The sequence below is a fragment of the Sphingobium chungbukense genome (assembly GCF_001005725.1).
GTDB lineage: Bacteria > Pseudomonadota > Alphaproteobacteria > Sphingomonadales > Sphingomonadaceae > Sphingobium > Sphingobium chungbukense.
On record NZ_LBIC01000010.1, the window covers coordinates 71049 to 95920 of the forward strand.

At 62.5% G+C, this 24872-nt stretch carries 25 protein-coding genes; 20 read left to right on the forward strand and 5 right to left on the reverse strand.

The annotated features are described in order from the left end of the window. Positions 1 to 9 precede the first annotated feature (9 nt). Complete coding sequence (gene hemA, locus YP76_RS20250; protein ID WP_046765420.1) at positions 10 to 1233, reverse strand: 5-aminolevulinate synthase; 1224 nt, start codon at positions 1231 to 1233, stop codon at positions 10 to 12. A gap of 111 nt (positions 1234 to 1344) precedes the next feature. Between hemA and YP76_RS20255 the strand changes: the two genes are divergently transcribed. The 19 genes from YP76_RS20255 (at position 1345) to YP76_RS27940 (ending at position 21335) form a co-directional block, all read left to right on the forward strand. Beyond that, positions 1345 to 2745 carry an aminotransferase-like domain-containing protein gene (locus tag YP76_RS20255; protein WP_046765421.1) on the forward strand — a complete coding sequence of 467 codons (1401 nt, stop codon included), beginning with the start codon at positions 1345 to 1347 and terminating at the stop codon, positions 2743 to 2745. Between the two features lie 162 nt (positions 2746 to 2907). After that, positions 2908 to 3666, forward strand: a complete 759-nt coding sequence (locus tag YP76_RS20260) for a sterol desaturase family protein (protein WP_052757519.1) — start codon at positions 2908 to 2910, stop codon at positions 3664 to 3666. Continuing rightward, a complete protein-coding gene (hisC, locus tag YP76_RS20265; protein WP_052757520.1) occupies positions 3659 to 4750 on the forward strand; it encodes a histidinol-phosphate transaminase in 1092 nt (363 codons plus the stop codon). Before YP76_RS20260 ends, hisC begins: the two co-directional genes overlap by 8 nt. A 144-nt stretch (positions 4751 to 4894) precedes the next feature. Next, positions 4895 to 6559, forward strand: coding sequence for a cytochrome-c oxidase, cbb3-type subunit I (ccoN, locus tag YP76_RS20270; RefSeq protein WP_046765424.1), 1665 nt, complete (start codon positions 4895 to 4897; stop codon positions 6557 to 6559). 10 nt (positions 6560 to 6569) lie between these two features. Then, positions 6570 to 7307, forward strand: coding sequence for a cytochrome-c oxidase, cbb3-type subunit II (gene ccoO / locus YP76_RS20275; protein ID WP_046765425.1), 738 nt, complete (start codon positions 6570 to 6572; stop codon positions 7305 to 7307). Further along, a complete protein-coding gene (locus YP76_RS20280; protein WP_046765426.1) occupies positions 7304 to 7486 on the forward strand; it encodes a CcoQ/FixQ family Cbb3-type cytochrome c oxidase assembly chaperone in 183 nt (60 codons plus the stop codon). Before ccoO ends, YP76_RS20280 begins: the two co-directional genes overlap by 4 nt. Beyond that, positions 7476 to 8414, forward strand: a complete 939-nt coding sequence (gene ccoP / locus YP76_RS20285) for a cytochrome-c oxidase, cbb3-type subunit III (protein WP_046765427.1) — start codon at positions 7476 to 7478, stop codon at positions 8412 to 8414. The genes YP76_RS20280 and ccoP overlap by 11 nt, the downstream gene beginning before the upstream one ends. Then, positions 8401 to 9939: a cytochrome c oxidase accessory protein CcoG gene (gene ccoG / locus YP76_RS20290; RefSeq protein ID WP_046765428.1), complete on the forward strand. Its 1539-nt coding sequence runs from the start codon at positions 8401 to 8403 to the stop codon at positions 9937 to 9939. Before ccoP ends, ccoG begins: the two co-directional genes overlap by 14 nt. Further along, positions 9936 to 10391, forward strand: a complete 456-nt coding sequence (locus YP76_RS20295) for a FixH family protein (RefSeq protein ID WP_052757521.1) — start codon at positions 9936 to 9938, stop codon at positions 10389 to 10391. The genes ccoG and YP76_RS20295 overlap by 4 nt, the downstream gene beginning before the upstream one ends. Beyond that, on the forward strand, positions 10388 to 12538 hold the full coding sequence (locus YP76_RS20300) for a heavy metal translocating P-type ATPase (protein ID WP_046765429.1): 2151 nt from the start codon (positions 10388 to 10390) through the stop codon (positions 12536 to 12538). The genes YP76_RS20295 and YP76_RS20300 overlap by 4 nt, the downstream gene beginning before the upstream one ends. Then, positions 12535 to 12708 (forward strand): cbb3-type cytochrome oxidase assembly protein CcoS, encoded by a 174-nt coding sequence (ccoS, locus tag YP76_RS20305; protein WP_046765430.1) that lies wholly within the window; start codon positions 12535 to 12537, stop codon positions 12706 to 12708. Before YP76_RS20300 ends, ccoS begins: the two co-directional genes overlap by 4 nt. A 601-nt stretch (positions 12709 to 13309) precedes the next feature. After that, positions 13310 to 14806, forward strand: coding sequence for a catalase (locus YP76_RS20310; RefSeq protein ID WP_046765431.1), 1497 nt, complete (start codon positions 13310 to 13312; stop codon positions 14804 to 14806). A gap of 208 nt (positions 14807 to 15014) precedes the next feature. Further along, a complete protein-coding gene (locus tag YP76_RS20315) occupies positions 15015 to 16361 on the forward strand; it encodes an aminotransferase-like domain-containing protein (RefSeq protein ID WP_198147558.1) in 1347 nt (448 codons plus the stop codon). A gap of 19 nt (positions 16362 to 16380) precedes the next feature. Next, positions 16381 to 17385 (forward strand): carbon-nitrogen hydrolase family protein, encoded by a 1005-nt coding sequence (locus tag YP76_RS20320; protein WP_084733290.1) that lies wholly within the window; start codon positions 16381 to 16383, stop codon positions 17383 to 17385. Beyond that, positions 17373 to 18794, forward strand: coding sequence for a cytochrome ubiquinol oxidase subunit I (locus tag YP76_RS20325; RefSeq protein WP_046765433.1), 1422 nt, complete (start codon positions 17373 to 17375; stop codon positions 18792 to 18794). Before YP76_RS20320 ends, YP76_RS20325 begins: the two co-directional genes overlap by 13 nt. 2 nt (positions 18795 to 18796) lie before the next feature. Then, positions 18797 to 19804 carry a cytochrome d ubiquinol oxidase subunit II gene (cydB, locus tag YP76_RS20330; protein WP_046765434.1) on the forward strand — a complete coding sequence of 336 codons (1008 nt, stop codon included), beginning with the start codon at positions 18797 to 18799 and terminating at the stop codon, positions 19802 to 19804. Then, positions 19804 to 19950, forward strand: a complete 147-nt coding sequence (locus YP76_RS27250) for a DUF2474 domain-containing protein (protein ID WP_084733291.1) — start codon at positions 19804 to 19806, stop codon at positions 19948 to 19950. Before cydB ends, YP76_RS27250 begins: the two co-directional genes overlap by 1 nt. 38 nt (positions 19951 to 19988) lie before the next feature. Next, complete coding sequence (locus tag YP76_RS20335; protein WP_084733302.1) at positions 19989 to 20777, forward strand: 2OG-Fe dioxygenase family protein; 789 nt, start codon at positions 19989 to 19991, stop codon at positions 20775 to 20777. Positions 20778 to 20819: 42 nt separating this feature from the next. After that, the gene (locus YP76_RS27940; RefSeq protein ID WP_157035843.1) at positions 20820 to 21335 is read left to right on the forward strand and encodes a DUF6438 domain-containing protein; all 516 of its coding nucleotides are present in this window, start codon (positions 20820 to 20822) and stop codon (positions 21333 to 21335) included. Between the two features lie 168 nt (positions 21336 to 21503). Here YP76_RS27940 and YP76_RS20345 read toward each other — a convergent pair whose 3' ends face one another. From YP76_RS20345 to YP76_RS20360, 4 genes are all read right to left on the reverse strand, one after another. Then, positions 21504 to 22163 (reverse strand): FMN-dependent NADH-azoreductase, encoded by a 660-nt coding sequence (locus YP76_RS20345; RefSeq protein WP_046765436.1) that lies wholly within the window; start codon positions 22161 to 22163, stop codon positions 21504 to 21506. A gap of 142 nt (positions 22164 to 22305) precedes the next feature. After that, positions 22306 to 22740, reverse strand: coding sequence for an ester cyclase (locus YP76_RS20350; RefSeq protein ID WP_046765437.1), 435 nt, complete (start codon positions 22738 to 22740; stop codon positions 22306 to 22308). Between the two features lie 56 nt (positions 22741 to 22796). Further along, a complete protein-coding gene (locus YP76_RS20355; RefSeq protein ID WP_046765438.1) occupies positions 22797 to 23408 on the reverse strand; it encodes a TetR/AcrR family transcriptional regulator in 612 nt (203 codons plus the stop codon). A 202-nt stretch (positions 23409 to 23610) separates the two neighbouring features. Then, positions 23611 to 24393: an MBL fold metallo-hydrolase gene (locus YP76_RS20360; protein ID WP_046765439.1), complete on the reverse strand. Its 783-nt coding sequence runs from the start codon at positions 24391 to 24393 to the stop codon at positions 23611 to 23613. Between the two features lie 93 nt (positions 24394 to 24486). On the opposite strand from YP76_RS20360, the gene YP76_RS20365 reads away from it, so the two are divergent. Next, positions 24487 to 24864, forward strand: coding sequence for a winged helix-turn-helix transcriptional regulator (locus YP76_RS20365; protein WP_052757523.1), 378 nt, complete (start codon positions 24487 to 24489; stop codon positions 24862 to 24864). Positions 24865 to 24872 lie beyond the last annotated feature (8 nt).

Sequence of the window (24872 nt, forward strand, 5' to 3'; positions counted from 1 at the left end):
GTCCTTATTTCAGGCGGCGAGCAGCCGGTTGTTCCAGCCCAGGCGAGCGCGGGCATCGACCAGTGCGTCGACCAGCGCTTTCATATGAGCCTCGGTGTGGAAAGGCGTGGGCGTCAGCCGCAGCCGCTCCTGCCCGCGCGCGACGGTCGGATAGTTGATCGGCTGGACATAGATGTCGTGGCTGGCGAGCAGCAGGTCGCTGGTCGCCTTGCAGAGATGCGCGTCGCCGATGATCAGCGGCACGATATGGCTCTGCGTGTCGGGAACGGGCATGTCGGCGGCGCGCAACATCACGATCAGCTTGTCCACCGCTGCCTGCTGGAGGGCGCGTTCCTCGCCGCTGTCCTTCAGGTGTCGGATCGCGGCAGCGGCGCCCGCGGCCAGATGCGGACAGATCGACGTGGTGAAGATGAAGCTGTCGGCGCAGCTGCGGATCACATCGATGAGCAGCGCGGAACCGGCGACATAGCCGCCCATCACCCCGAACGCCTTGGCGAGCGTGCCTTCGATCACCGTCAGTCGGTGCGACAGTCCTTCGCGCTCGGCGATGCCGCCGCCGCGCGGGCCATAGAGGCCGACGGCATGGACTTCGTCCAGATAGGTGATGGCGCCATGCTTGTCGGCCACGTCGCAGATCGCGGCGATCGGCGCGACATCGCCGTCCATCGAATAGACGCTCTCGAAGGCCACGATCTTCGGCCGATCGGGATCAACCGCACTCATCAGCTCATCGAGGTGGGCGGCATCGTTGTGCCGGAAGATGAAGCGCTCGGCGCCCGAGCGGCGAATGCCCTCGATCATCGAATTATGGTTGAGTGCGTCCGAGAAGATCGCGCAGTTGGGAAGCACGCGGCCCAGCGTGCCGAGCGCGGCGAGGTTCGAAATCCAGCCCGAGGTGAAGATCAGCGCGGCTTCCTTGCCGTGAAGATCGGCAAGCTCCGTCTCCAGCGCGACATGGCTGCGATTCGTGCCCGAAATGTTGCGCGTGCCGCCGGTGCCCGCCCCGAACTGGTCGATGGCGCCGTGCATTGCCGCCAGCACCTCGGCGTTCTGGCCCATGCCGAGATAGTCGTTGCTGCACCAGACAGTGACACGGCGCGCCGAACCATCGGGTTCGCGTCGCAAGGCAGTCGGGAACTCGCCTGCGAGGCGTTCCAGCTCGATGAAGGTGCGATAGCGCCCGTCGAGCTTCATTTCACCGATCAGCGTTTCAAACCGTGCAACATAATCCATGGTCTTTGCCTTGCTTCTGCTATCCCTTGCCGGGGTGGAGGAACACTTCGGACTTGCACCGAATCAATGCAACATACAATATCCATATATATGGACACGAAAGCTTGCACAATGGAAGACGCACGACCCGCACACGAATGGCGTCCAACAATTCAGGAGGGGGCTAGTCCCCTCTATCTCGCCATCGCAGAAGTGCTCGCGACCGATATCCAGAAGGGCGTTCTCGTCGCGGGCGACAGGTTGCCGCCGCAGCGGGCGCTGGCGGAGGTGCTCGACATCGACTTCACCACGGTCAGCCGCGCCTATAAGGAAGCGACCAAGCGCGGGCTGGTCGAAGGCCGGGTGGGGCAGGGCACCTATGTGCGCGCTGGCCGCAGCAGCCGCCCTGCGGCGAGCTTGGCCTCGGGGCTGGTGGACATGGGGATGAACCTGCCGCCCAAGTTCGACGATGCGGCTCTGAGTGCGCAGCTCTGGGCGGGAATAGGCGATCTCGAAGCCGATGGCGGCATGGACCTGATCATGCGGTATCAGGATGTCGGGGGCACGGCGATAGACCGGCAGGCAGGGGTCGACTGGCTGGCGGATCGCTTGCCGGACCTCTCGGCCGATCGCCTGCTGGTCTGTCCGGGCGCGCAGAGCGCACTGCTTTCGCTCGTCACCGCGCTTGGCGCAAAGGACGGCCCGGTCGCGGTCGAGGCGCTGACTTACCCTGGTTTCCGCTCGCTCGCGGCGCATCTTTCCATCGAACTGACGCCCGTCGCAATCGACGACGAGGGGCTTGATCCAGACGATTTCCGGACGGTGTGCCGAACCCGCCAGCCGCGCATCCTCTATTGTACCCCGACACTGCACAATCCGACGACGGCGACCATGTCCCTCGAGCGTCGCATGGCGATTGTCGCGATCGCACGGGAATATGGCGTGCAGATCATCGAGGATGACGCCTATGGGAAGCTGTCGCAAAGCCCGCTGCCGCCGCTCGTCGCACTAGCACCCGAGAGTGTCTATCATGTCGCTGGGCTTTCAAAATGCCTGTCGCCCGCGCTGCGGATCGCCTATGTGGTCGTGCCGGACCTGCGGGCCTCAGTAAGACTTTCCGGCGCCATACGGGCCGCGACGTCGATAGCCTCGCCACTGGGGGCCGCCATCGCATCACGCTGGATCGATACGGGTTTGGCGGATCAGGTGGTCACCGCCATCCGGGCGGAAACCGAAGCGCGACGCGCGATCGCCGATCGCCTGCTCGGCCCTCATGGCCTGGTGACCGCTCAAAATGCCTTTCATTCCTGGCTTCCGCTCTCATCGCCCTGGACGCGCGGGGAGTTCGCCGCTCGACTGCGGCAGGCCGGCATCGGTGTTGTACCGAGCGATTCCTTTGCGATCGTGCACCCTGCCGAGGCGGTTCGTCTTGGGCTGGGCGCATCCACGACGCGCGAACGTCTGACGGACAGCCTGTCCACCATTCTCGACCTGCTGGAACAGTCACCAGCCATGTCCTCCCTCGTTGTCTAGCAGGATTGAATTGACAGTGTATGCATTCAATGTGCATATAATATCTGTCGAATCGCACGATTGATGCGCCACCCACTTTCCGGCGCTCACCGGCTCCCCCACGTCTGCCCCCTAGCCGGGCGTCGTGCGGTTCGGCGCGTGAAGAGGTGGAAAGACCATAATATGGAGCAACGGATCTGGAAGCGTCGGCATCAGCTCGATCGCATGACGCTTCGCGGCCTGACAGTCGCTTTCTTTCAATATCCGGCGGTGTGGGCCTATCTCCTGCTCGCGTTCGGCTCTGGTGCCCTGGCCTGGATGCGTCCGTCGTCTTTCTTCCAGAACGCCGCCGCGGTCATTGTCGCGGGCGTCATCTATCCGCTGGTCTGGTATGTCCTGCATCGCTGGGTGCTGCACAGCCGCTGGATGTTCAAGTCGCCGCTGACCGCCGGTGTCTGGAAGCGCATCCACTACGACCACCATATCGATCCGAACCATCTCGAGGTGCTGTTCGGTGCGTTATATACGACGCTCCCTACGATCGCGGCGGCTACCATACCGATCGGCTGGCTGATTGGAGGCTTCGGTGCGGCTATGGCTGCGTTTGCCGCCGGCCTGCTCATCACCTGCCTCTATGAGTTCGTCCATTGCGTCGAGCATCTGCCCTACAAGCCGCGCAACGCACTTCTCGCTCAGATGAAGGCGCGCCATCTCGCGCATCATTTCCATGACGAGAACGGCAATTACGGTATCACCAATTTCGCCTGGGATCGGCTTTTCGGGACGCTTTACGAACGACGGGATCGGCCAAAGAAGAGCCTGACCGTCTTCAACCTGGGCTATGACGATGCGGCTGCGCGCCGCTGGCCGTGGGTCGCGCGCAAGTCCGCGGCGCCGATACCCGTGCGGTCCCGCGACGATGGGCGCTCCCGCAATGCATGAGCGCGCCAATATCCGTCGCATGGCAGGCTATGTGCCCGGTGAGAGGCCGGCGGCACCGGCGGTCAAGCTCAATACGAACGAAAACCCGCTCGCCCCGGGCGACGCGGTCATGCGCGCCTTGTCGGAGATCACACCGGCCATGCTTCAGCGCTATCCTGACCCACTGGCGACAAGGCTTCGGAGCGCGATCGCAGATTATCATGAGTGTGGGGTGGACCGGGTCATCGTCACTAATGGCAGCGATGAATTGCTCCGACTGGCTGTGACGACATTTGGCGCGCCCGGCCATGCCATTGGCCTCGTCGAGCCGGGCTACAGTCTCTATGGAGTGCTTGCTCAAATCCAGGATTGTCCGGTCGCCCGGGTCGCGCTCGAGGACGATTGGACGATTCCCACAGACATCGCCGCACGCTGGAATAAAGCAGGCGCCAAGCTGGCGTTCCTGGCCAATCCGCAAGCACCCACAGGTGCGCTCCTGTCGGCTCGTGCGATTGCTCGGTTAGCGGCAGAGTTTCGCGGCGTGCTGCTGGTGGACGAGGCCTATATCGATTTTGTCGATCCGACGCAGGCGCATGATATCGTATCGCTCATCGATCAGACCGCCAATCTCCTTATCGTGCGGACCCTGAGCAAGGGCCATTCGCTGGCGGGCCTTCGTCTTGGCTATGGTCTGGGCCGAGAGAGCCTCGTCACCCCGATGCTTACAAAAGTGCGGGACAGCTACAATGTCGACGTGATTGCCCAGCATCTTGGCTGCGCGGCCTTTGCTGACATGGGGCATGCGCGGACGAGTTGGCAGTTGGTGCGCGAGGAGCGAGATCGGGTCGCACGGGAGTTGGGCGATCTGGGCATCGTGACACTGCCCTCCCAAGCCAATTTCCTGCTCGCGGACATTCCCTCCGCGTTCGGTGATGCGCAGACGCTGCACGCCTTGCTCGCCAGCCAGGGTGTTCATGTGCGCTGGTTCGATGTCCCGCGTCTCCGCGGGCGGTTGCGCATCAGCATCGGCACGAGAGCGGAGAATGACCAATTGCTGTCAGCGATCGAGGCAAGCCTTGTCGTCCGCACCCGCTGCGCATCGTGAGCGCAAGCAAATGATCGGTCTCCATCGACTCTTTGAGCGCCGTTGCAGACCGACGCGCACGCCGTCCTGAACCGCGCGTCTCTGCGCTCCCTAACACAACCGCCTCTGTGCGGGATCTGATGACCACGAAAGCGACGATCCGACATGACTCAGGAGAAACTGCTGGCAAAGGTGGGCCTCTGGCTCGTGGTGGCATTGCTGGCGCTGGTCGCTGCCGCACTGGCGAAGGATCACGCCTATGCGGTTCAAATGATAATTATCATGATCGTCGCGCTCGGCGGCGCGGCGGTTACCATGCACCGCGCGGACTACGAGGCGATGGCGGGCCTTGTCGTGCGGCCGCCGCAACGGGTCGATGTCTACGACGATGATCCGATTCGCTGGGGTGTGCTGGCAACGGTGTTCTGGGCGATCGCGGGCTTTTCAGCCGGACTGTTCATCGCGCTCCAACTCGTCTTCCCGGCCCTCAACTTCGGCAGCGAGTTCACGACGTTCGGGCGTCTACGGCCGCTCCACACCTCGGTGGTCATCTTCGCATTCGGCGGAAACGCCTTGATCGCGACCAGCTTCTACGTCGTCCAGCGCACCTGCCGCGCGCGCCTGGCCTTCCCCTCGCTCGCCCGCTTCGTCTTCTGGGGATATCAGCTTTTCCTGGTGCTGGCGGCGTCCGGCTACGTCCTGGGAATCACTGAATCGCGCGAATATGCCGAGCCTGAATGGATCGCCGATCTCTGGTTGCTCGTCGTGTGGGTAGCTTATGGTGTCGTGTTCATCGGCACGCTGGCGAGGCGGAATGAACCGCATATCTACGTCGCCAACTGGTTCTACCTGTCTTTCATCATCAGCATCGCGATGCTGCACGTCGTCAACAATCTGGCGATCCCGGTCAGCATCTTCAGCTCCAAATCCTATTCCTTGTTCGCTGGCGTGCAGGATGCGTTGACGCAATGGTGGTACGGCCACAACGCGGTTGCCTTCTTCCTGACCGTGCCATTTTTGGCGATGATGTATTATTTCGTGCCGAAGCAGGCAGAGCGGCCGGTGTATAGCTACCGGCTTTCTATCCTGCATTTCTGGTCGCTTATCTTCATCTACATCTGGGCAGGTCCGCACCATCTTCACTATACCGCGCTGCCCGACTGGGCGCAGACGCTGGGCATGGTCTTTTCGGTCATCCTGTGGATGCCGAGCTGGGGCGGCATGATCAACGGGCTGATGACGCTGAACGGCGCGTGGGACAAGATCCGCACAGATCCCATCATCCGCATGATGGTCTTTGCGCTCGCCTTCTACGGCATGGCCACGTTCGAGGGGCCGATGATGTCGATCAAGGCGGTCAACAGCCTGTCGCACTACACTGACTGGACGATCGGTCATGTCCATGCCGCCGCGCTCGGCTGGAACGGCATGATTACCTTTGCAGCGCTTTATTATCTGACTCCGCGCCTGTGGGGTCGCCAACGGCTTTATTCGATCCGCATGGTCAACTGGCACTTCTGGCTCGCGACCGCCGGTATCGTACTCTACGCCTCGTCGATGTGGGTTGCCGGCATCATGCAAGGCCTGATGTGGCGCGAATATGGAAGTAACGGTTACCTCGTCTACGCCTTTGCCGAAGTCGTGGCCGCAATGAAGCCCTATTATTTCATCCGTGCGATGGGCGGCGTCCTTTACCTTGCCGGCGGAGCCGTGATGATCTGCAACATCTGGCTCACGATCATCGGCCGCCAGCGGCGTGAGGCCCCCATGAACAACCCCGCCTTCGACCCGGCCCGGGATCGCCCGATCCTGCCTGTGGCAGCGGAATAGGAGCGCAGAGATGGCCACCCGGATCGTCGATCAGCATAAGCGCATCGAGCGCAACGTTACTGTCCTTGCAATCCTCGCCTTCATCGCGGTCGCGATCGGTGGGATTGTCGAGATCGCGCCTCTCTTCTGGATCGACAGCACTGTCGAGAAGGTCGATGGCGTGCGTCCCCATACACCGCTCGAGCTGGCCGGGCGCGACATCTATGTGCGCGAGGGCTGTTATAGCTGCCACAGCCAGCAGGTCCGTCCGTTCCGCGACGAGGTAGAGCGCTATGGTCACTACAGCCTGGCCGCCGAAAGCATGTATGACCATCCCTTCCAGTGGGGATCGAAGCGGACCGGCCCGGATCTCGCCCGCGTCGGCGGACGCTATTCGGACGAGTGGCATGTCCAGCATCTGAAAGACCCGCGCGCGGTCGTGCCAGAGTCGGTGATGCCGCCTTATGCTTTCCTCGCGGAAAGACCGCTCGCCGTGAAGGGAATCGGCGATCATCTGACCGCTCTTCGCCGCGCCGGCGTTCCCTATTCCGACGACGCTGTCCGCAATGCCGAGACCGATCTCCTCGCCCAGGTCGATCCGGATGCCGATCATGACGATCTGCTGAAGCGTTATCCCAGGGCGCAGGTCCGCGACTTCGACGGCAATCCAGACGCCGTGACGGAGATGGACGCACTGGTCGCCTATCTCCAGATGCTCGGAACGCTCGTCGACTTCGATGCCGCCAAGGCGCAGGAGCAGCCGCGGTGAGCTACGAGAGCGTTCGCGATTTCGCTGCCGGCTTCGGCTTTTTCTTCATGGCGTCCACTTATGTCGTAGCTGTCGCCTGGACGTTCCGGCGCCGCGCGCGCGCGGCGCATGAGCGCGCGGCCATGATAATCTTCGAAGACGACCCGACCCTGCCGAAGGAGACCGGCCGTGGCCGATAAGAAACGTATCGACGAGGTGACAGGCGTCTCTACCGCCGGTCATGAATGGGATGGCATCGAGGAACTCGACAACCCAATGCCGCGCTGGTGGCTATGGGCCTTCTATGCCAGCATCGCCTGGGGCGTCGTTTATGTGGTGCTGTTCCCGGCGTGGCCGCTAGTCCACGGCGCCACACAGGGCGTTCTGGGCTGGAGCAGCCATGGGCAGTTCGAAAAGGAACTGGCCGCCGACCAACTGAAAAAAGCGCCAATCCGTGCCGCCATCGATCGCACTCCGATCGAGCAAATTCCAGACAATCCTGCATTGTTCGAGGCTGCTGTCGAGGGGGGACGCTCTGCCTTCAAGGTGCACTGCGTTCAGTGTCACGGGTCGGGTGCGGCGGGAGGCAAGGGCTATCCCAATCTCAACGACGACGACTGGTTGTGGGGGGGCAATATCGCCGAGATCCACTACACGATCGCCCACGGCGTGCGGAATCCCGATCATGACAAGACGCGTCTCTCGCAAATGCCGGCCTTCGGCCGCGACGGGATACTCCAACCCGAGGAGGTCAGCGACGTCGTTTCCTATGTCCGCCTCATCTCGAAACAAGAGCAGGCAAGCCCCTCCGCACAGCGTGGCGCGAAGATATTCGCGGACAATTGCGCGGTGTGTCACGGGACTCGCGGTGAGGGCAATCGCCAGTTTGGCGCGCCCAAACTCTCTGACGCGATCTGGCTCTATGGAGGCGACCGCGACGCGCTCACCGCGTCCGTGACCAATGCACGCTACGGCGTGATGCCGGCATGGGGCGCGCGGCTCGATCCTGTGACGATCAAGATGCTCGCCACCTATGTCCATGCGCTCGGAGGCGGCGAAGCGCTTCCGGACAAGGCGACGGCACGACCGGCAGCCGCCGGAAAGGCAACTCAAGATGTCAAAGATTGACTCAACAGACCCGGCGCCGGCGTTGTTCGAGGCGCGGCATAAGGTGTTTCCCAAGGCTGTCGACGGCACCTATCGGCGGTTGAAATGGGCGGTTATGATTGTGGCGCTGGGTATCTACTATGCCACGCCCTGGATACGCTGGGATCGGGGGACCTATGCGCCCGATCAGGCGGTGCTCGTCGATATCGCGCATCGGCGTTTCTACATGTTCTCGATCGAGATCTGGCCCCACGAATTTTATTATGTCGCCGGCCTTCTCATCATGGCGGGGATCGGGCTGTTCCTGGTCACGTCCGCGGTAGGCCGCGCCTGGTGCGGCTATGCCTGCCCCCAGACGGTCTGGACCGATCTGTTCGTCCATGTCGAGCGTTTCATCGACGGCGATCGCAATGCCCAGATCAAGCTGCAGCGCGCCCCGTGGGGGCCAGGCAAACTCGCGAGGCGGGTGCTCAAGCATGCCATTTGGCTTACGATCAGCATTCTGACCGGCGGCGCCTGGATATTCTACTTTGCCGACGCGCCGGGATTGTTGCGTGATCTGCTTCATGGTTCGGCGCCAGTCGTTGCTTATGCCACGATCGGCGTCCTGACCGCCACCACCTATATTTTCGGCGGGCTGCTGCGCGAGCAGGTCTGCATCTACATGTGCCCCTGGCCGCGCATCCAGGCGGCGATGGTCGACGAGAAATCACTTGTCGTCACCTACAAGCATTGGCGCGGCGAGCCGCGCACGCGCGGCCTCAAACGTTCCACCGTCGCCGCACAAGGCCAGCCCCTCCCGGCCGCAACGGGCGACGCGGACCTCGCCGCCATCTTCGGTTTGAAGACACGGCCCGATGGCAGCCTGAACGCCGGCGACTGTATCGACTGCAATGCCTGTGTCGCGGTCTGTCCGACCGGCATCGATATTCGCGAGGGTTCGCAGCTCGGCTGCATCACCTGTGGTCTGTGCATCGATGCGTGCGACAAGGTCATGGATCAGCTCGAACGTCCCAAGCGGCTGATCGGCTATACGACCGTGCTCGACGCAAAGCTGGCCCAGGAAGGCGGCGTCCCGCAACCGGCGGTCAAGCGCCTGCTACGGCCGAGGACGCTGATCTATTTCCTTCTTTGGGCGGGGATCGGCCTCGCCATGCTGTTGGTGCTCGGCCAGCGCTCGCGTATCGATATCAGTGTCATCCAGGACCGTAATCCGATCTCGGTACGCCTCTCCGACGGTGCGGTTCGCAACAGCTACACCATCGGTATCCGCAATATGGAGAGCCGGCCACGGCCCATGGAAGTGGCGATCGCCGGCCCCGGGAACGCCGTGCTCTGGGGCGAGCAGGGGAGCCGTGAGACGGCCGCGACAAGCATCCAGGTCGAGGCTCCGGCAGATTCGGTCACGAAAATCCGCCTGTTTGTTGCGGTGCCCTCGGAAGGCGCCGCCCGCGAAGACCTTCGCTTCACGCTGCGCGCCCTCGATGAGGAAGGAGGCAGTGACAGCAGTATCAGCGCCATCGAGCGACCGGGAGGTCAGCCGTGACCCGCTTCACCGGCTGGCACATGACGGCAATCATCATAGGCTTTTTCGGCGTCGTGATTGCGGTCAATCTCGTTATGGCGACGCTCGCCGTGAAGACTTTTGGGGGAACGGTCGTCGACGACAGCTATGTCGCCGGCCAGAAGTTCAACCATTGGCTGGACACGGCGAAGCGGCAGGAGGCCAGCGGCTGGAGGGCCGACATCACGCGCATGGCGTCGGGACAGGTCCGGGTCGTGCTATATGCTCCACACGGAACAACATCGCAGCTTCAGGTGACAGGGTCGGCCACTCATCCGCTTGGGCGCACGCCCGAGCAGCCGTTGGCCTTCTCCCGGGATGGGGATGCCTTCGTAACAGCGCGCGCGCTTCCGCCCGGGCGCTGGCTCGCGCGAGTCACGGTCTGGGATGCGCGGCGCGACCTGGCGCGGTTCGAGAAGGATCTTCGCCCATGAGCCGCCGCGCCGCGATTGCAGGCCCTCCCGACCAGCGTATCAGCCTGTTCAATGTGCCCGGAATCCATTGTGCGGGCTGCATCTCCAAGCTTGAAAGCGGCCTGGTGCGTGAACAGTCGATCGTCGACGCGCGCGTCAATTTCGGCCTGAAGCGGCTACGGATTACGCATGGGTCGGCCCTGTCGGACACGGCTCTGCGCGAAGCGATTGGCCGGCTCGGCTTCGAGGCGGAGCGGGTGACAGACGACGAACTCGTCAATATTCCGGACGAGCGCAAGGGTCTGCTCCGGGCACTGGCCGTGGCCGCCTTCGCTTCCATGAACGTCATGCTGCTGTCGGTCTCGGTCTGGGTCGGGGCGGAAGGGTCGACCCGCGATCTGTTCCATTGGCTCTCGGCGTTGATCGCCTTGCCCGCGATCAGCTATTCCGGCCGCCCGTTCTTCCGCAGTGCCTGGACAGCCGTTCGGCGATGGCAGACCAACATGGACGTGCCGGTGTCCGTCGGCATCATCCTGTCTGCCGCCTACAGCCTGTATGAGACGATCGTCGGGGGGCCGCACGCTTATTTTGACGGCGCGTTGACGTTGATATTCTTCCTTCTCGCCGGTCGCTATCTCGATGCCTCGATGCGCCGGCGTGCCCATGACAGCGTCATCGCGCTCCAGAAGCAGCGGCCGACCAAGGCGCTCGTGCTTTCGCCCGATGGGCTCAGCCACTGGCGACCGACCGACGAACTGGCGCCGGGGATGCGGATCATCGTCGCGGCGGGGGAGCGATCTGCCGCCGACGGCATCGTTGTAGAGGGGGCGTCGAACATCGACCGCTCGCTGGTGACGGGCGAGAGCCTGCCGGTTCGGGCGAAGGCCGGCGACGAAATCCTTGCCGGGATGCTCAACCTCGATGGTGCGCTGACCGTGAGGATCACCGCCAGCGGTAAGGATACCGCACTGGCCGAGATCGGCCGGCTGATGGAGGCGGCATCGCAGGGACGCTCGCGCTATGTCCGCATCGCCGATCGCGCTGCCCGGATCTACGCGCCGTTCGTCCACAGCCTCGCGGCTCTTGCCTTTTTAGGTTGGTTGGTTGCCGGCGCTGGTATCCATCAGGCGATCATGGTGGCGGTATCTGTGCTCATCATCACCTGCCCCTGCGCGCTGGGTCTCGCGGTTCCTGTCGCCCAAGTGGTGGCGGTCGGCTCGCTGGCGCGGCGCGGCATTGTCGTGAAAGACGATTCCGCGCTTGAACGCCTGGCCGAGGCGGACATCGCCATCTTCGACAAGACCGGAACCTTGACGCTTGGACGTCCGGAACTTGTCGAACTGCCGTCTCTCGCGCCGGAAGCGGCGGCGGCGCTGCTCACGTTGGCGCGCTCGACCCGCCATCCGCTTGGCGCGGCGCTGGCGGACGCTATGGAGGACGGGGACGCCGGATATCTTGCTGCCAGTGCGATTACCGAAGTCGCCGGCCTCGGGGTCGAAGGGCGATTTGGAGATCGTCGCGCGCGATTGGGACGACCTGACTGGCTTGGCCTCGATGTCAGCGAGATCAGTGACGATACGTTGCTGCGTACCGCCTTCATGCTGGAACCGGCCGCACCCGTGCTGCTGACCTTTCGCGACCGGATTCGGCCCGAGGCGCTCGCAACGTTGCAATCCCTCGCGGAGCTTGGGATGGAATCACGCATCCTTTCCGGTGACCGGAGTCAGACGGTCACCGCGTTGGCGGAGGCGCTTGATATCCAGGGTCTGGCGGAGCTGACCCCGGCTGAGAAGGCGGAAACGATACACGTTCTGGCTGAACGCGGCCGCAAGCCGCTTATGATCGGCGATGGCCTCAACGACGGGCCTGCCCTCCGACAGGCTCATGTCTCGATCGCGCCTGCCGCTGCGAGCGACGTGGGGCAATCGGCCGCCGACCTGCTGTTTCTCGGGGAATCGCTCATGCCCGTCGCGAGGGCCGTTAGGGCCGCGCGGCGCACGATGCGGCTCGTGCGCCAGAACCTCGTGATCGCGATAGCCTATAATCTCCTGGCCATCCCGCTGGCGCTTGCCGGGCTGGTGACTCCGCTGATCGCGGCTATCGCGATGTCCTGCTCGTCGATCGTCGTCGTCTGCAATTCCTTGCGCCTGCGTTCGGCTGCATCGTGAACGGGCTCGCCATCCTGATTCCGGTTGCGCTGCTGCTCGGATCGAGCGGGCTGGTCGCCTTTTTCTGGGCGCTGCGGTCCGGGCAATTCGAGGATCTTGAGGGCGCGTCGATTAGGATCTTGGAGGATCGGCATCCTGACACCGAGAACACGCGTGACGATAACAGGTAGCGGCAAGCGGTGCGCGCGGGGCGTTGGTATCATGGTGCAGAATTCGCGCCTGCTGGGACGATCGAGATACACCGGAGCGTTCGCGAGTGGGGCTTAACATGAATCCGCTGGTTGATGCTTTGATCGCGCTTTGGGTCATTTCAGGCCTATGTGCGATGGTCATTGCCATCGTACAGGAGCGTTCTGTCTGGCGGTGGGTCTTGATGGCGTTGTTGACGGGGCCAATCGCGTCGGTGATCTTGCTCAGAAGGGGACCACAGCATCCCTATTCGGAGGATCGTGGGCTCTGCGCGGAATGCTTCGCTCGCCTGATCGATGACAACCGCCTTTGCCAACGCTGTCGGGCCGGTAAGCGCAAACCAAATCCAACGCGTAGCTGCAGACATTAGCCCCTGGCAGTTTGAACCCCCACCTGATCGAAGCGGGCTCGGAATCCACAAAAAAGGATCATCGCTCTGGGAAAGTAAGATGTGGGTCACAAGTTGGACATTTATCTAAGCGATTACTGTGGTTCATAATCCTCGTAAGCGTCGACCAAGCGCAACGGATAGAAGCGGGAATACCCAAGATGGAAACCCGACACCTGAAAAGGAGAGTGCAAATGACAGACAATATCGTAAATAAGACTGGCTCTACGATGAGCACCGGCGCGCCGGCGCGGAGCGATCGAAATTCTCTTTCAGTCGGACCCAACGGCCCCGTTCTTCTCCACGACGTGCATTTCCTTGAACAGATGGCACATTTCAATCGTGAGAAGGTGCCCGAGCGCCAGCCGCATGCGAAGGGATCGGGCGCGTTCGGTGTATTCGAGACGACGGAGGATATCTCCGCCTACACTAAGGCCGCCTTGTTCCAGAAGGGCGCGAAGACAGACATGCTCGCGCGCTTCTCGACCGTAGCGGGCGAGTCCGGCAGTCCCGATACCTGGCGCGACGTCCGCGGCTTCAGCCTCAAATTCTACACGGATGAAGGCAATTACGATCTCGTCGGTAACAACACGCCGGTCTTCTTCATCCGCGACGGGATCAAGTTCCCGCACTTCATCCGCAGCCAGAAGCGGTTGCCAGATTCAGGCCTCCGCGACAATCACATGCAGTGGGACTTCTGGACGAGCAATCCCGAGACCGCGCACCAGGTCACCTATCTGATGGGTGAGCGCGGCCTGCCGCTCAGCTGGCGCCATATGAACGGCTATGGCTCGCACACCTATATGTGGATCAACGCGGCGGGCGAGAAATTCTGGGTGAAATATCACTTCCACACGGCCCAGGGCATGCGCTTCTTCGACAATGCCGAAGCCGCCGCCATGGCGGGCGCCGATGCCGATTATCACCGCCGCGACCTGTTCGAGGCGATCGCGCGCGGCGAGTTCCCGGTCTGGAAGCTCTCGGTGCAGATCATGCCCTATGTCGACGCGGCCGAGTATCGGTTCAACCCGTTCGACCTGACCAAGACCTGGGCGCATGCGGACTATCCGCTGATCCCGGTTGGGGCGATGACGCTCAACCGCAATCCGGAGAACTTCTTCGCGCAGATCGAGCAGGCGGCCTTCTCGCCCGGCAACACCGTGCCCGGGATCGGCCTCTCGCCTGACAAGATGCTTCTGGCCCGCGCATTCGCGTATAATGACGCCCAGCGCAACCGGATCGGAACCAACTTTCACCAGCTGCCGGTCAACCGCCCCAAGGTGCCGGTGAACACCTATATGTTCGACGGTCAGATGGCGTTCGATCATAGCGGCGCGGCGCCGACCTATGTCCCGAACGCAGGCGGACGGCCCTGGGCCGACGAGACCGGTCCGGCCGATGACGGCTGGGAGGCGGATGGCGAGATGGTACGCAGCGCCTACACGCTCCATGCCGAGGACGATGATTTCGGTCAGGCCGGCACGCTGGTACGCGACGTGTTCAACGATGCCCAGCGTGACGCTCTGGTCGATCAAGTCGCGGCGAGTCTACTTGGCGGCGTCCGAGAGCCGGTCTTGGGCCGCGCCTTCGCTTATTGGAAGAGCGTGGACACTGGTGTCGGTAAGCGGATCGAAGACAAGGTTTTCAGCGGCAATGCTCCCAAGCCGGCTGAAGGAATGGGCGAAGGCTGAGCCTTTCGCTTGCTGACGGCGCGCGGCGAATGCATGTCGCGCGCCGCTGCTCCATTCCAATTCAGCGTCAGAGCGCGTCTCCGGCCTGCGCGATCAGCCCTTTTCCTCGCCTGCCATACATGGTATATAGCATTGTATGTTTAATTACCATACATGGTAGCGAGGGGCAGGAATCATGTGGCGACCGCGCCTGAATGAAACATCGCCCATGAAGTATCTCGGCATTGTCGAGGCACTTGAGGCCGATATCCAGTCCGGACGCGCAGTGCGCGGCGAGCGCGTGCCCTCTCAGCGCGCAGTCGCCGATGCGCTTAAGGTCGATCTGACGACCGTCACGCGTGCTTTCAACGAAGCGCGTCGGCGCGGATTGATCGAGGCCCATGCCGGCCGCGGTACCTATATAAGCGCAAGCACCAGTGGTGGCGAGACCGCTGAGTCGATTCCGCCCATTCTTGATCTCAGCATGAACATCCCGCCGCAGCCGAGCGCGACCGATTTCCGCAAGATATTTCCGCAAGGCGTATCTGCAGCCCTGGCCGGCCCACGTGGGTTGATGACGCTCCATTATCAGGAGAGCAACGGGATCGAACGTGACCGCAGAGCTGCGGCCTCATGGCTCAGTGGGCGCTTCGAGGCTGTCACGGCAGACCGGATTATCGTAACCGGCGGCGCCCAATGCGCGCTCTTCGCGATCTGCGAGCTGCTGCTCTCACCAGGCGATGTCGTGGCGGCGGGTGCGATGACCTATCCGGGCCTCAAGGCGGTCGCGGTCCAGAAAGGGCTGGTGCTGGAACCGCTCGCGATGGACGAACTCGGCATCATCCCTGACGCGTTCGAGAAGGTCTGTCGCGAGAAGAAGCCCAAGGCGCTCTATGTCGTACCGACGATCGACAACCCGACAACGGCGACGCTGCCTGAGGAACGGCGACGTGCCCTGGTAGCGTTGGCGCGCCAATATGACGTGCTGATCTTCGAGGACGATCCCTATGCGCCGCTGCGCCCCGAGCGGCTTGTCTCGATGGCTGAGTTGGCCGAGGACATCACCTGGCATATCGCGACGCTCTCCAAATGCGTCACACCGGCGCTGCGGATTGCCTATGTCATCGCGCCCAGTGCCGCCAAGGCCCGGCGGCTCTCGGCCGTTCTGCGCGCGACCATCCTGATGGCGCCGCCACTCATGTCGGCGCTGGCAAGCCGCTGGATCGTCGAGGGATCGCTCGACGAGGTGACGATTGCGATTGCCGAGGAGAATGCGGCCCGGCAGAAGATCGCCGCGAGCATCCTGGCTGGAAGCCGGTACGCCGCGGACGTTCATGGTCATCATCTCTGGCTCTATCTGCCCGAGCACTGGCGCGCGGCCGATTTCGCTGATCACGCGGATCGTGCCGGCGTCTCGCTGGTACCGGCCTCCACCTTCGCAGTCACCGCCCACCCCGTTGAAGCCGTGCGTATCTCGATCGGCGTCGCGCCGGACCGGGGCGCGCTCGAAGATGGATTGACCCAATTGGCGAGCCTGATCGCCGAGCCGTCGCTCGGAACCAAGGCCGTCGTCTAGCCCCACCAGGATCCTGCTCATGACCGACACGTTCAAGGCCGCCGTTGTTCAGGCCGCTCCGGTTCTCTTCGATACGCCCAAGACCATCGCCAAGCTCGCGGAGCTGACGCGGGAGGCAGCGAGGTCTGGGGCCGAGCTGGTGGTGTTCCCCGAGGCCTTTGTCGGCGGCTATCCCAAGGGACTCGATTTCGGCGCGCGGCTGGGCAGCCGCAGTCCGCAGGGCAGGGAGGACTTCCGGCGCTATCATGAGAGCGCGATCGCCGTGCCGGGACAAGAAGCGGCGCGTCTGGGCGAAATCGCTCTTCTCAACAAAATCCATCTCGTCGTCGGCGTAATCGAACGCGACGGAGGCACGCTCTATTGCAGTTCGCTCACCTATGGTCCGAACGGCCGGCTGCTCTCGAAGCATCGCAAGCTGATGCCGACGGCGCTCGAGCGGTTGGTCTGGGGCTTTGGCGACGGCTCGACCATAGGTGTTGTCGGCACGTCTCTCGGCCGCATCGGCAGCGTGATATGCTGGGAGAATTACATGCCGCAGCTGCGCACGGCGATGTACGCGCAGGGGATCGAGCTTTATTGCGCGCCGACGGTCGACGACCGCGATACCTGGCTGCCCACGATGCGCACCATCGCGCTCGAAGGGCGCTGCTTCGTCATCTCGGCCTGCCAGTATCTGACTCGCGCGGATGCGCCACCCGGCTATGACGCCATTCAGGGCGATGATCCCAAGACAGTGTTGATCCGCGGGGGCTCGTGCATTGTCGATCCGCTCGGCAATGTGTTGGTCGAACCCGATTTTACCGGCGAGATGATCCGGATCGCCGATATCGATCGCAAGGTGATCGCGCGCGGCAAGTACGACCTTGATGTCGTCGGCCATTATGCGCGACCTGATATCTTTCAGCTCTCGGTGGATACGCGAGCCAAGGCGCCGGTTATCTTCGCGCCGCAAGCTGACAATTTGATCTCACAGGACTTCGATGCCGCGACCGTAGCAGGGGAGGCGACAGAATGTTCGGATTAACGGCGCTCGAACTGGCCCGCATCCAGTTCGGCTTCACGGTTTCCTTCCACATCATCTTTCCGGCGATCACCATCGGTCTCGCCAGCTATCTCGCGGTCCTCGAGGGACTCTGGCTCTGGAAGAAAGACAAGGTTTATCGCGCTCTCTACCATTTCTGGTCCGGGATTTTTGCGGTCAACTTCGCGATGGGCGTCGTTTCGGGCCTGGTGATGGCCTATCAGTTCGGCACCAACTGGAGCTATTTCTCCAGCTTCGCGGGAAGCATCACCGGACCGCTGCTTGCCTATGAAGTCCTGACCGCCTTCTTCCTTGAGGCCGGCTTCCTCGGTGTCATGCTGTTCGGGTGGAAAAAGGTCGGACCGGGCTTGCATTTCTTCGCAACGATCATGGTCGCGATTGGCACGCTCATCTCGGCGACATGGATCCTGGCGTCGAATAGCTGGATGCAGACGCCGCAGGGCTTCGCGATCGTGGACGGACGCGTCATACCCACCGACTGGCTGAAGGTGATCTTCAACCCGTCCTTCCCTTACCGGCTCGTGCATATGACGATCGCGGCCTATCTCTCGACGGCGGTGTTTGTCGGCGCGTCGGCGGCGTGGCACCTCCTCAAGCGGCGTGATACGCCGGCTGTACGCACGATGTTCTCGATGGCGATGTGGATGATGCTGATCGTGGCGCCGATCCAGATCGCGGTTGGCGATGCACATGGGCTCAATACACTCAAATACCAGCCAGCCAAGATCGCGGCGGTCGAGGGTCATTGGGAGAACAGGCCGGGCGAAAGCGTGCCGCTGATCCTGTTCGGCGTGCCCGATATGAAGGCGGAAAAAACCCACTATGCGGTCGAGGTGCCTTATCTTGGCAGCCTCATCCTCACGCATGAACTTTACGGCCAGATTCCCGGCCTGAAGGAATTCGCACCAGGCGATAGGCCCAACTCGACCATCGTCTTCTGGAGCTTCCGCGTGATGGTGGGGTTGGGGCTTCTCATGCTGCTGCTGGGCGTCTGGGCGCTCTGGCTACGCTGGCGCGGACGATTGTACGAAAGCCGAGCGTTCCTGCGCTTTGCCTTGCTGATGGGGCCGTCGGGCAGCATTGCGATTCTGGCCGGCTGGTTCACTACGGAAATTGGCCGTCAGCCATGGATCGTCTATGGGGTGATGCGGACGAAGGACGCGGTGTCTAACCATAGCGCGCTCGCGCTGTCGTCGACGCTGATCCTGTTCATCATCATGTACTGCGCGGTGTTCGGTACCGGCATCAGCTATATGATGAAACTCGCCGCGAAGGGGCCGCAGGCTAGTCCCGACGGGGAAAGTGCGCACGAGAAGGGCCAGGCCCTGCGGCCGGCCCGGCCGCTTTCGGCTGCCCCCGATGACATCGACCCGATTGGCAAGAGAGACTGACGATGGGTATCGACCTTCCGCTGATTTGGGCGATCATCATCGCGTTTGGCCTGATGATGTACGTCATCATGGACGGCTTCGACCTTGGCATCGGCATCCTGTCGCCCTTCGTTCCCGCCCACGAGGACCGCGACACCATGGTCAACACCGTCGCGCCGGTCTGGGACGGCAACGAAACATGGCTGGTGCTGGGCGGCGCCGCGCTCCTCGCCGCCTTTCCGTTAGCTTATTCGGTGATCCTGAGCGCGCTCTATCTTCCGCTTGTCCTGATGCTTGCCGGACTGATCTGGCGTGGTGTGGCGTTCGAATTCCGCTTCAAGGCGGATGAGGGTCACAAGGCCTTCTGGGACAAGGCCTTCGCTTGGGGTTCCTATATCGCCACCTTCTTCCAGGGCGTGGCGCTGGGCGCCTTCATCAACGGCTTCCGGGTCGAAAAGGGGGCCTATGCCGGCGGCCTGTTCGACTGGCTGACGCCGTTCAGCCTGTTCACTGGTGTCGGCCTGCTGGTCGCCTATGCACTGCTCGGCGCGACCTGGCTGGTGATGAAGACCGAAGGGACGCTGCAGCAGCGCATGCGCGGGCTTGCACGCCCGGTGACGGTGGCGCTGTGCGTCATCATCGGCATCGTCAGCCTCTGGACCCCCTATGCCCACCCAGAGGTGGCCGCGCGCTGGTTCTCGCTACCCAACCTCTATTTCTTCCTGCCCGTGCCGTTGCTGGTGCTGGTTGCCACGGCACTAATCCTGAGGTCACTCTCGCGCGACAGCCATGCGGCGCCGTTCCTGTTGACGCTGCTGTTACTGTTCCTCGGCTATACGGGCCTGGGGATCAGCCTGTGGCCGAACATCATTCCGCCCGGCATCTCGATCTGGGACGCGGCCTCGCCGCCGGAGAGCCTCGGGTTCACGCTGGTCGGCGCGCTCTTCATCATTCCCTTCATCCTCGCTTACACCGCCTGGTCCTATTACGTCTTTCGCGGAAAGGTCCGGGTGGGGGAGGGCTATCACTGATGCGCCCCGTATCTCGTCCCCGCGCCCTATGGCTTAGCCGCATCGGCTGGCTGCTGTTGATCTGGGCGGGAAGCGTTCTCGCTCTGGGTATTGTTGCGATGGGCTTTCGCTGGCTCATGAACCTGGCGGGGCTGACGACAGGATGAACCATCGCCCTTTGTGGCGCGCTCCGCTTGACGAGACGATGCAGCGCGCCGTTGCCCAGCTCCGAGCCACCGGCTTCGCCCGGTTCGAAGCGGCGCAGTCGCGGGACCTGCTCGGCTTGCCCCTGGAATGCTTCGGCCCTTATACCGAGAGCTGGGAGCGCCTCGACCCCGATGAATGGATGGGAGACGGTGGTACCTACCGCAGGCGCCGCTTTGCGACCTTCTCTGTCGAAGGCGGTACGATTGTCCGAAAACCACATCAGCGCCATTATCAGAGCCGCCTCCACAACCAGCTCAATGGTGGTGTGGATCGCTGGTTCTCTCCCGTCGAGCCTAAGATTGCCGATCATCCGATCACTCATGGCCTTCTGAGCCTGGGAACCTCACTCGCATACCGGATCACGGACACTGCCGAGACGCATTGGCATGGCGAGATGCACCAGTTCCGGATCGAGGGGAAAGCATTCGAGCGAGCGACGCCGACGCCCGAGGGCCTACACAGGGACGGCGTCACGCTTGTCATCATGATGCTGATCGACCGCCGGAATATGCTCGGCGGCGTAACCGGTATTCGGGACTCGGAGGGGCGCAACCTCGCCGATCTCGAACTGGCGTCGCCTTTTGAAATGGTCGTCGTCGACGATCGCCGCCTCCAGCATGTGGTGACGCCGATCAAGCCGATAAAGTCGCCGGAAAGCGCGGTGCGCGATGCGCTTGTGCTGACGTTTCGGCCGGAGATGGCCGATCACATTTCGGATGCATCAACTCTATCGCGCCGCCGGCAAAGCGCAAAGTTAATGTTCGCAAGGGAGAACATCGAAGAATAGTTTGATATAAATGATGATAAATCTGGGCAGGGAATGTCTTACATGAAAATATCTGTTCTTAGACTGAAGCTATTGACTGGATTTTTGGTCGCTGGTCTGGGTGTTTCGAATGTTGCGGCGGCCAAGGAGCAAAGACCGCATCCAGCTCTTTCAGTTTCGTTCGGCCCCTGCTTCGGTTTCTGTCCAGTTTATGACGTCAAGATTGAGGCGGATGGAACCGTGCTGTTCCATGGCGAGCGGCACACAGCAGTTCTCGGCGATCGGAGAGTGCGCAAGACGCCAGCGACCTACCGCAGGGTCTTGCGCTCGCTCGCTTCGTTCCGGCCCGCCAATGGCACGAAGGCGAATACCCAATGTCTGAACCAGGCCACCGACCATGCTCAGGTGAAGATCATCTGGAAGAACGCGAACGGCCGGGAAACGGTTCTGGAGCATGACCGAGGCTGCCTCTCGCCCACGAATACGCGCCTGAACGCGGCCGTCGACCAGCTCCCCGAACTGCTCGGTGTCGCTGAATATGCGAAGCAGACACAGCGTCCAGGCGTTTCCCGCGGCTAACCTCCGTCGGGCCCCAGTGCCCCGGCGAACTCGCGGTCGGCGAGCGCAGCCATCCTTCCCGACAGCAACAAAGGGCAGGAAGAGGGGAGGACCGCTTGGCCGACGAAGCAGTCCTCCCTTGGCGATCACATCATGTGCTTCGCTTGGGGCTAGAGACAGGCGCCTTACCTAGAGTGTCCTTGCCAGTTCGATCGCTGTTGCGCGTGCAGGGCCCCGCGCTGCGGCGTCCGCTTCCGGCCCGAACAGCGTACCCTCGGCGACGATCGCGTGGACATCGGTGATGCCGACCATCCGCGCCCAGATCTGCATATAGGCGATCTGGTGATCAAAATCCTTCTCAGGATAGTCTCCGCCCAGGCGCGCGCCGCGCGCCGCGGTCAGCACGAGCTTCCGGCCGGCGAGCAACCCGCGCATGTTCTGGCCGTCGAACTCGTACAGCACATCCTTCTGGGTCACCGCGTCAATGAGGTGCTTCAGCCGGTAGGGTATGCCGAAATTCCACATCGGGACGCCGATCAGGATGATGTCAGCGGCATGGAAGAGCTGGCCGAGCTCACGAATGGTCGCCCAGACCCGTGCCGCCTCACCCGCCATTTCGGTACCGGCAAGGCTTGCATATTTCGCCTCGAGCGCCGCGCCATCGAAGCTGGGCAGGTCCATCTCCCAGATGTCGAGCGTCCCGACCGTCCGGGTGGCATCCTCCGCGGTCCACGCCTCGATAAACCGCTCGGCCACATCCAGCGATGCCGACACGCCGCGGCGCGGCGAGCCGACAATATGCAGCAAGTGCGGGGCCGACTTACCGGGCCAATTGGAGGCTGTTTCCATCTGTCATTCTCCCGAATCGAGTGAACGAGCTTGTTCACTGGACTCGGGCGCTAACCGCTCGCCCCTAGCCGGTCAATAATTCAATGAACAATAGTGTATTGCCAATTTTGACGAGAACCGAACCATCGGGACGAACCGACAGTCAGGCGCGATCGAAGTGGGGGAGGATCGGGCTGGTCCAGCTATCCAGCGGCGCCGCGTCGGTCCATGAGGACCCAACCGCCCAGGACATCACCCAGGTCTCGGCCAGCTTGCCGTCCTTAATCCGGTAGGACTGCATCGCCGCGCGTGTCTGAAGCGCGTCCGTGGCGCGGTCGGTCCAGCGCATCGACACCCGGTACCAGGCACGATCCCCCTGAAAGCTGTAGTCATGGGCAAGGATCAGAAAATCCGGCCGATCGCGCTTCAGCGCGACGATCTCCGCCGCATAGCTTTCCGGCGTGACGATGCGGTCGCCGGCTTCCTCATGCCGCAGATAGCGGGGCGCGACGCAGGTCGGCACCAGATCCAACTCCCCGTGGTTCCAGACTCGCTCCCAGCGATCGAACAGGGCGCGCGTGACATCGTTATCGGACATGATCTCTTATCTCCATCAGGGCAAAAACGGGCGCACTCCGGTGTGCTGGGCGAACCCTAGCGGCGGGAAGGTGTTGTCGAAGGGCGGGATGCGCCGCGCACCCAGTCGCAAACCAACTCGGCGATCGTCGCATCATCCTGACCCTGCCGCGCAAGCGACTGCCAGGTCAGGAATTGGACGGCGCTTCCGAGGGTCACGCGAACAGGCTCGATAGTGGACGCATCGGGGGCGAGATGATCGACCAAATCGTCCCGAATAGCGTCCAGGAAAGCGCGCACGCGGTGCATCGGCTCCGCGAGCGAGGGCACATCGGCCTCGTCCCGAAAGGTCACGGTCCACATCCGCTCGGTGCGACGATAATAGGCATAGAGCTGGCTCAAGGCGCTGTTCACGCGCGCATAGCCGGCTTCCATCGCCCATCCAGAGGGTTCGGGGATCGGATTGGCCGCGAACCAATGCCCGGTACAGGCCTTGAACAGCGCCTCCTCATCCGGAAAATGGCGATAGACAGTCAGCCTCTGGACCTGGGCACGCTCGGCCACGCCGCTGATCGTGGTGCCTCTGGGACCAAGCGTTTCATGCAGATGGACCGTGGCCTCGACGATCCTGCGCCGGGTTTCTTCCTGGGTCGCGGCCCGCTGCCCAAGCGTGTAACGTCGCTTTGTCATTCGACGAACATAGATGTTCACTGAAAACTTGCAATAGGCCTGGCGACTGGACCGCCAGCAATGGCAGGGACTCGCTGACGTCGCAGAGAGCCGATGTCACCTCGGCCGAGACGTCGCAACCCGCGGCCAGTCTCGGACGCGAAAGAGGGGACCTGCGTTGGCAGGCCCCCTCTCGGCGATGCGATGGGAATGCGATCGCTGGTTACATCTCCAGCGAAAGGCTCTCGCGGGGCGCGAGCCAGCGTGTCCGCTTGGCGGCTTCGCCCTGGGCCAGGATGCTGGTGGCGACCGGCTTCGCCTCGTCGAAATGCGCCCAGCCGTCGAAATGGAGCGGAATCATCACCTCCGCTTTCAGGTTCGAGGCATAATCCGCTGCTTCGCGCGCCGACAGCGAGAAGAAGATCCCGGCATCCGGAGCAGGGGTCACATGTCCCATGTGCATGAGCGCTAGTCCGATCGGGGCGGCACGTTCGACGATCTCCTTGGTGCCGGCGAAGGGAACCGTGTCGCCGGAAATATAGATCGGACCACTCGCCTTGCGGCCATCCCAGTCGATCAGAAAGCCGGTGACCGGACCGGTCAGTTCCTCGGTGCCGTCGGGGCCATGCTGAGCAGGCGCCGCCGTGACCCGCAGCGTGACACCGTCTCGGCTGATTTCGGTAACCTGCCAGGGCGTCAGGCCGATAGCGCGCGCACCAAGACGCGCGGCGCCTTCCGGCGTGGTGAAGATCTGCGGCACCTCGGCGAGAAATTCGCGGCCGCGCATGTCGAGATTGTCGCTATGCTGGTCGTGGCTGAGCAGCACGGCATCAATTCTTCCGAGTTCGCTGGGGTCGATTGCGCGGGAACTTGTCTTCTCCAAAGCAATCACGCCATCATTATACGTGGTTCCGGCGTCATCGAACACGGGGTCGGTCAAAATCCTGATTGAACCGATCTCGATCAGCGCCATCGCGGTGTCGAAATACGTAACATTCACTTTCATCTGTCATGCTTCCTGTTGTATGTTCTTCGTCTATACAATCAGGTGGCTCCGCCTTAGGCTAGATGCAGAATTTTCTGAGTCGGCTTGAGGACTATGACCTACCAGCCCAAACGTGCACCGCTCGAGCCTTGTCCGGTCGAGGAAGTGCTCTCGATTATCGGCGGCAAGTGGAAGGCGCGTATTCTGCTGCTTGTTTCTATTGGCCATGAAACCTTCTCTGCGCTCTCCAAGATGCTCCCGGATGCACCGGACCAGGTGCTTGCCACCCAACTCAAGGCGCTCCTCGATGATGGGATGCTGACCAAATCGGCCCCCACCTCGGTCAATGGCGCTGGCGCGCGCTACGCGCTGACAGAGGATGGACAGAGCATGATGGCGCTGCTCGACCAGATATCCGACTGGGGCATGGCACGGCTCGAGGCCAAGGGCTATGGCTGGACGCCGCCTGGCGACCCCAGGGCCGCTGCCTGAAAAGGGGA

Bases quoted from the DNA above. Each gene is read 5' to 3' on its own strand.
- YP76_RS20350 (WP_046765437.1), bottom strand. From the start codon at position 22,740: ATGTCCGATAACGATGTCACGCGCGCCCTGTTCGATCGCTGGGAGCGA.
- YP76_RS20360 (WP_046765439.1), bottom strand. From the start codon at position 24,393: ATGAAAGTGAATGTTACGTATTTCGACACCGCGATGGCGCTGATCGAG.
- YP76_RS20260 (WP_052757519.1), top strand. From the start codon at position 2,908: ATGGAGCAACGGATCTGGAAGCGTCGGCATCAGCTCGATCGCATGACG.
- YP76_RS27250 (WP_084733291.1), top strand. From the start codon at position 19,804: ATGCGCCCCGTATCTCGTCCCCGCGCCCTATGGCTTAGCCGCATCGGC.
- ccoN (WP_046765424.1), top strand. From the start codon at position 4,895: ATGACTCAGGAGAAACTGCTGGCAAAGGTGGGCCTCTGGCTCGTGGTG.
- ccoO (WP_046765425.1), top strand. From the start codon at position 6,570: ATGGCCACCCGGATCGTCGATCAGCATAAGCGCATCGAGCGCAACGTT.
- YP76_RS27940 (WP_157035843.1), top strand. From the start codon at position 20,820: ATGAAAATATCTGTTCTTAGACTGAAGCTATTGACTGGATTTTTGGTC.
- YP76_RS20255 (WP_046765421.1), top strand. From the start codon at position 1,345: ATGGAAGACGCACGACCCGCACACGAATGGCGTCCAACAATTCAGGAG.
- YP76_RS20335 (WP_084733302.1), top strand. From the start codon at position 19,989: ATGCAGCGCGCCGTTGCCCAGCTCCGAGCCACCGGCTTCGCCCGGTTC.
- YP76_RS20315 (WP_198147558.1), top strand. From the start codon at position 15,015: ATGAAGTATCTCGGCATTGTCGAGGCACTTGAGGCCGATATCCAGTCC.
- cydB (WP_046765434.1), top strand. From the start codon at position 18,797: ATGGGTATCGACCTTCCGCTGATTTGGGCGATCATCATCGCGTTTGGC.
- YP76_RS20300 (WP_046765429.1), top strand. From the start codon at position 10,388: ATGAGCCGCCGCGCCGCGATTGCAGGCCCTCCCGACCAGCGTATCAGC.
- YP76_RS20310 (WP_046765431.1), top strand. From the start codon at position 13,310: ATGACAGACAATATCGTAAATAAGACTGGCTCTACGATGAGCACCGGC.
- YP76_RS20355 (WP_046765438.1), bottom strand. From the start codon at position 23,408: ATGACAAAGCGACGTTACACGCTTGGGCAGCGGGCCGCGACCCAGGAA.
- hisC (WP_052757520.1), top strand. From the start codon at position 3,659: ATGCATGAGCGCGCCAATATCCGTCGCATGGCAGGCTATGTGCCCGGT.
- YP76_RS20365 (WP_052757523.1), top strand. From the start codon at position 24,487: ATGACCTACCAGCCCAAACGTGCACCGCTCGAGCCTTGTCCGGTCGAG.
- ccoG (WP_046765428.1), top strand. From the start codon at position 8,401: ATGTCAAAGATTGACTCAACAGACCCGGCGCCGGCGTTGTTCGAGGCG.
- YP76_RS20325 (WP_046765433.1), top strand. From the start codon at position 17,373: ATGTTCGGATTAACGGCGCTCGAACTGGCCCGCATCCAGTTCGGCTTC.
- hemA (WP_046765420.1), bottom strand. From the start codon at position 1,233: ATGGATTATGTTGCACGGTTTGAAACGCTGATCGGTGAAATGAAGCTC.
- YP76_RS20320 (WP_084733290.1), top strand. From the start codon at position 16,381: ATGACCGACACGTTCAAGGCCGCCGTTGTTCAGGCCGCTCCGGTTCTC.
- YP76_RS20345 (WP_046765436.1), bottom strand. From the start codon at position 22,163: ATGGAAACAGCCTCCAATTGGCCCGGTAAGTCGGCCCCGCACTTGCTG.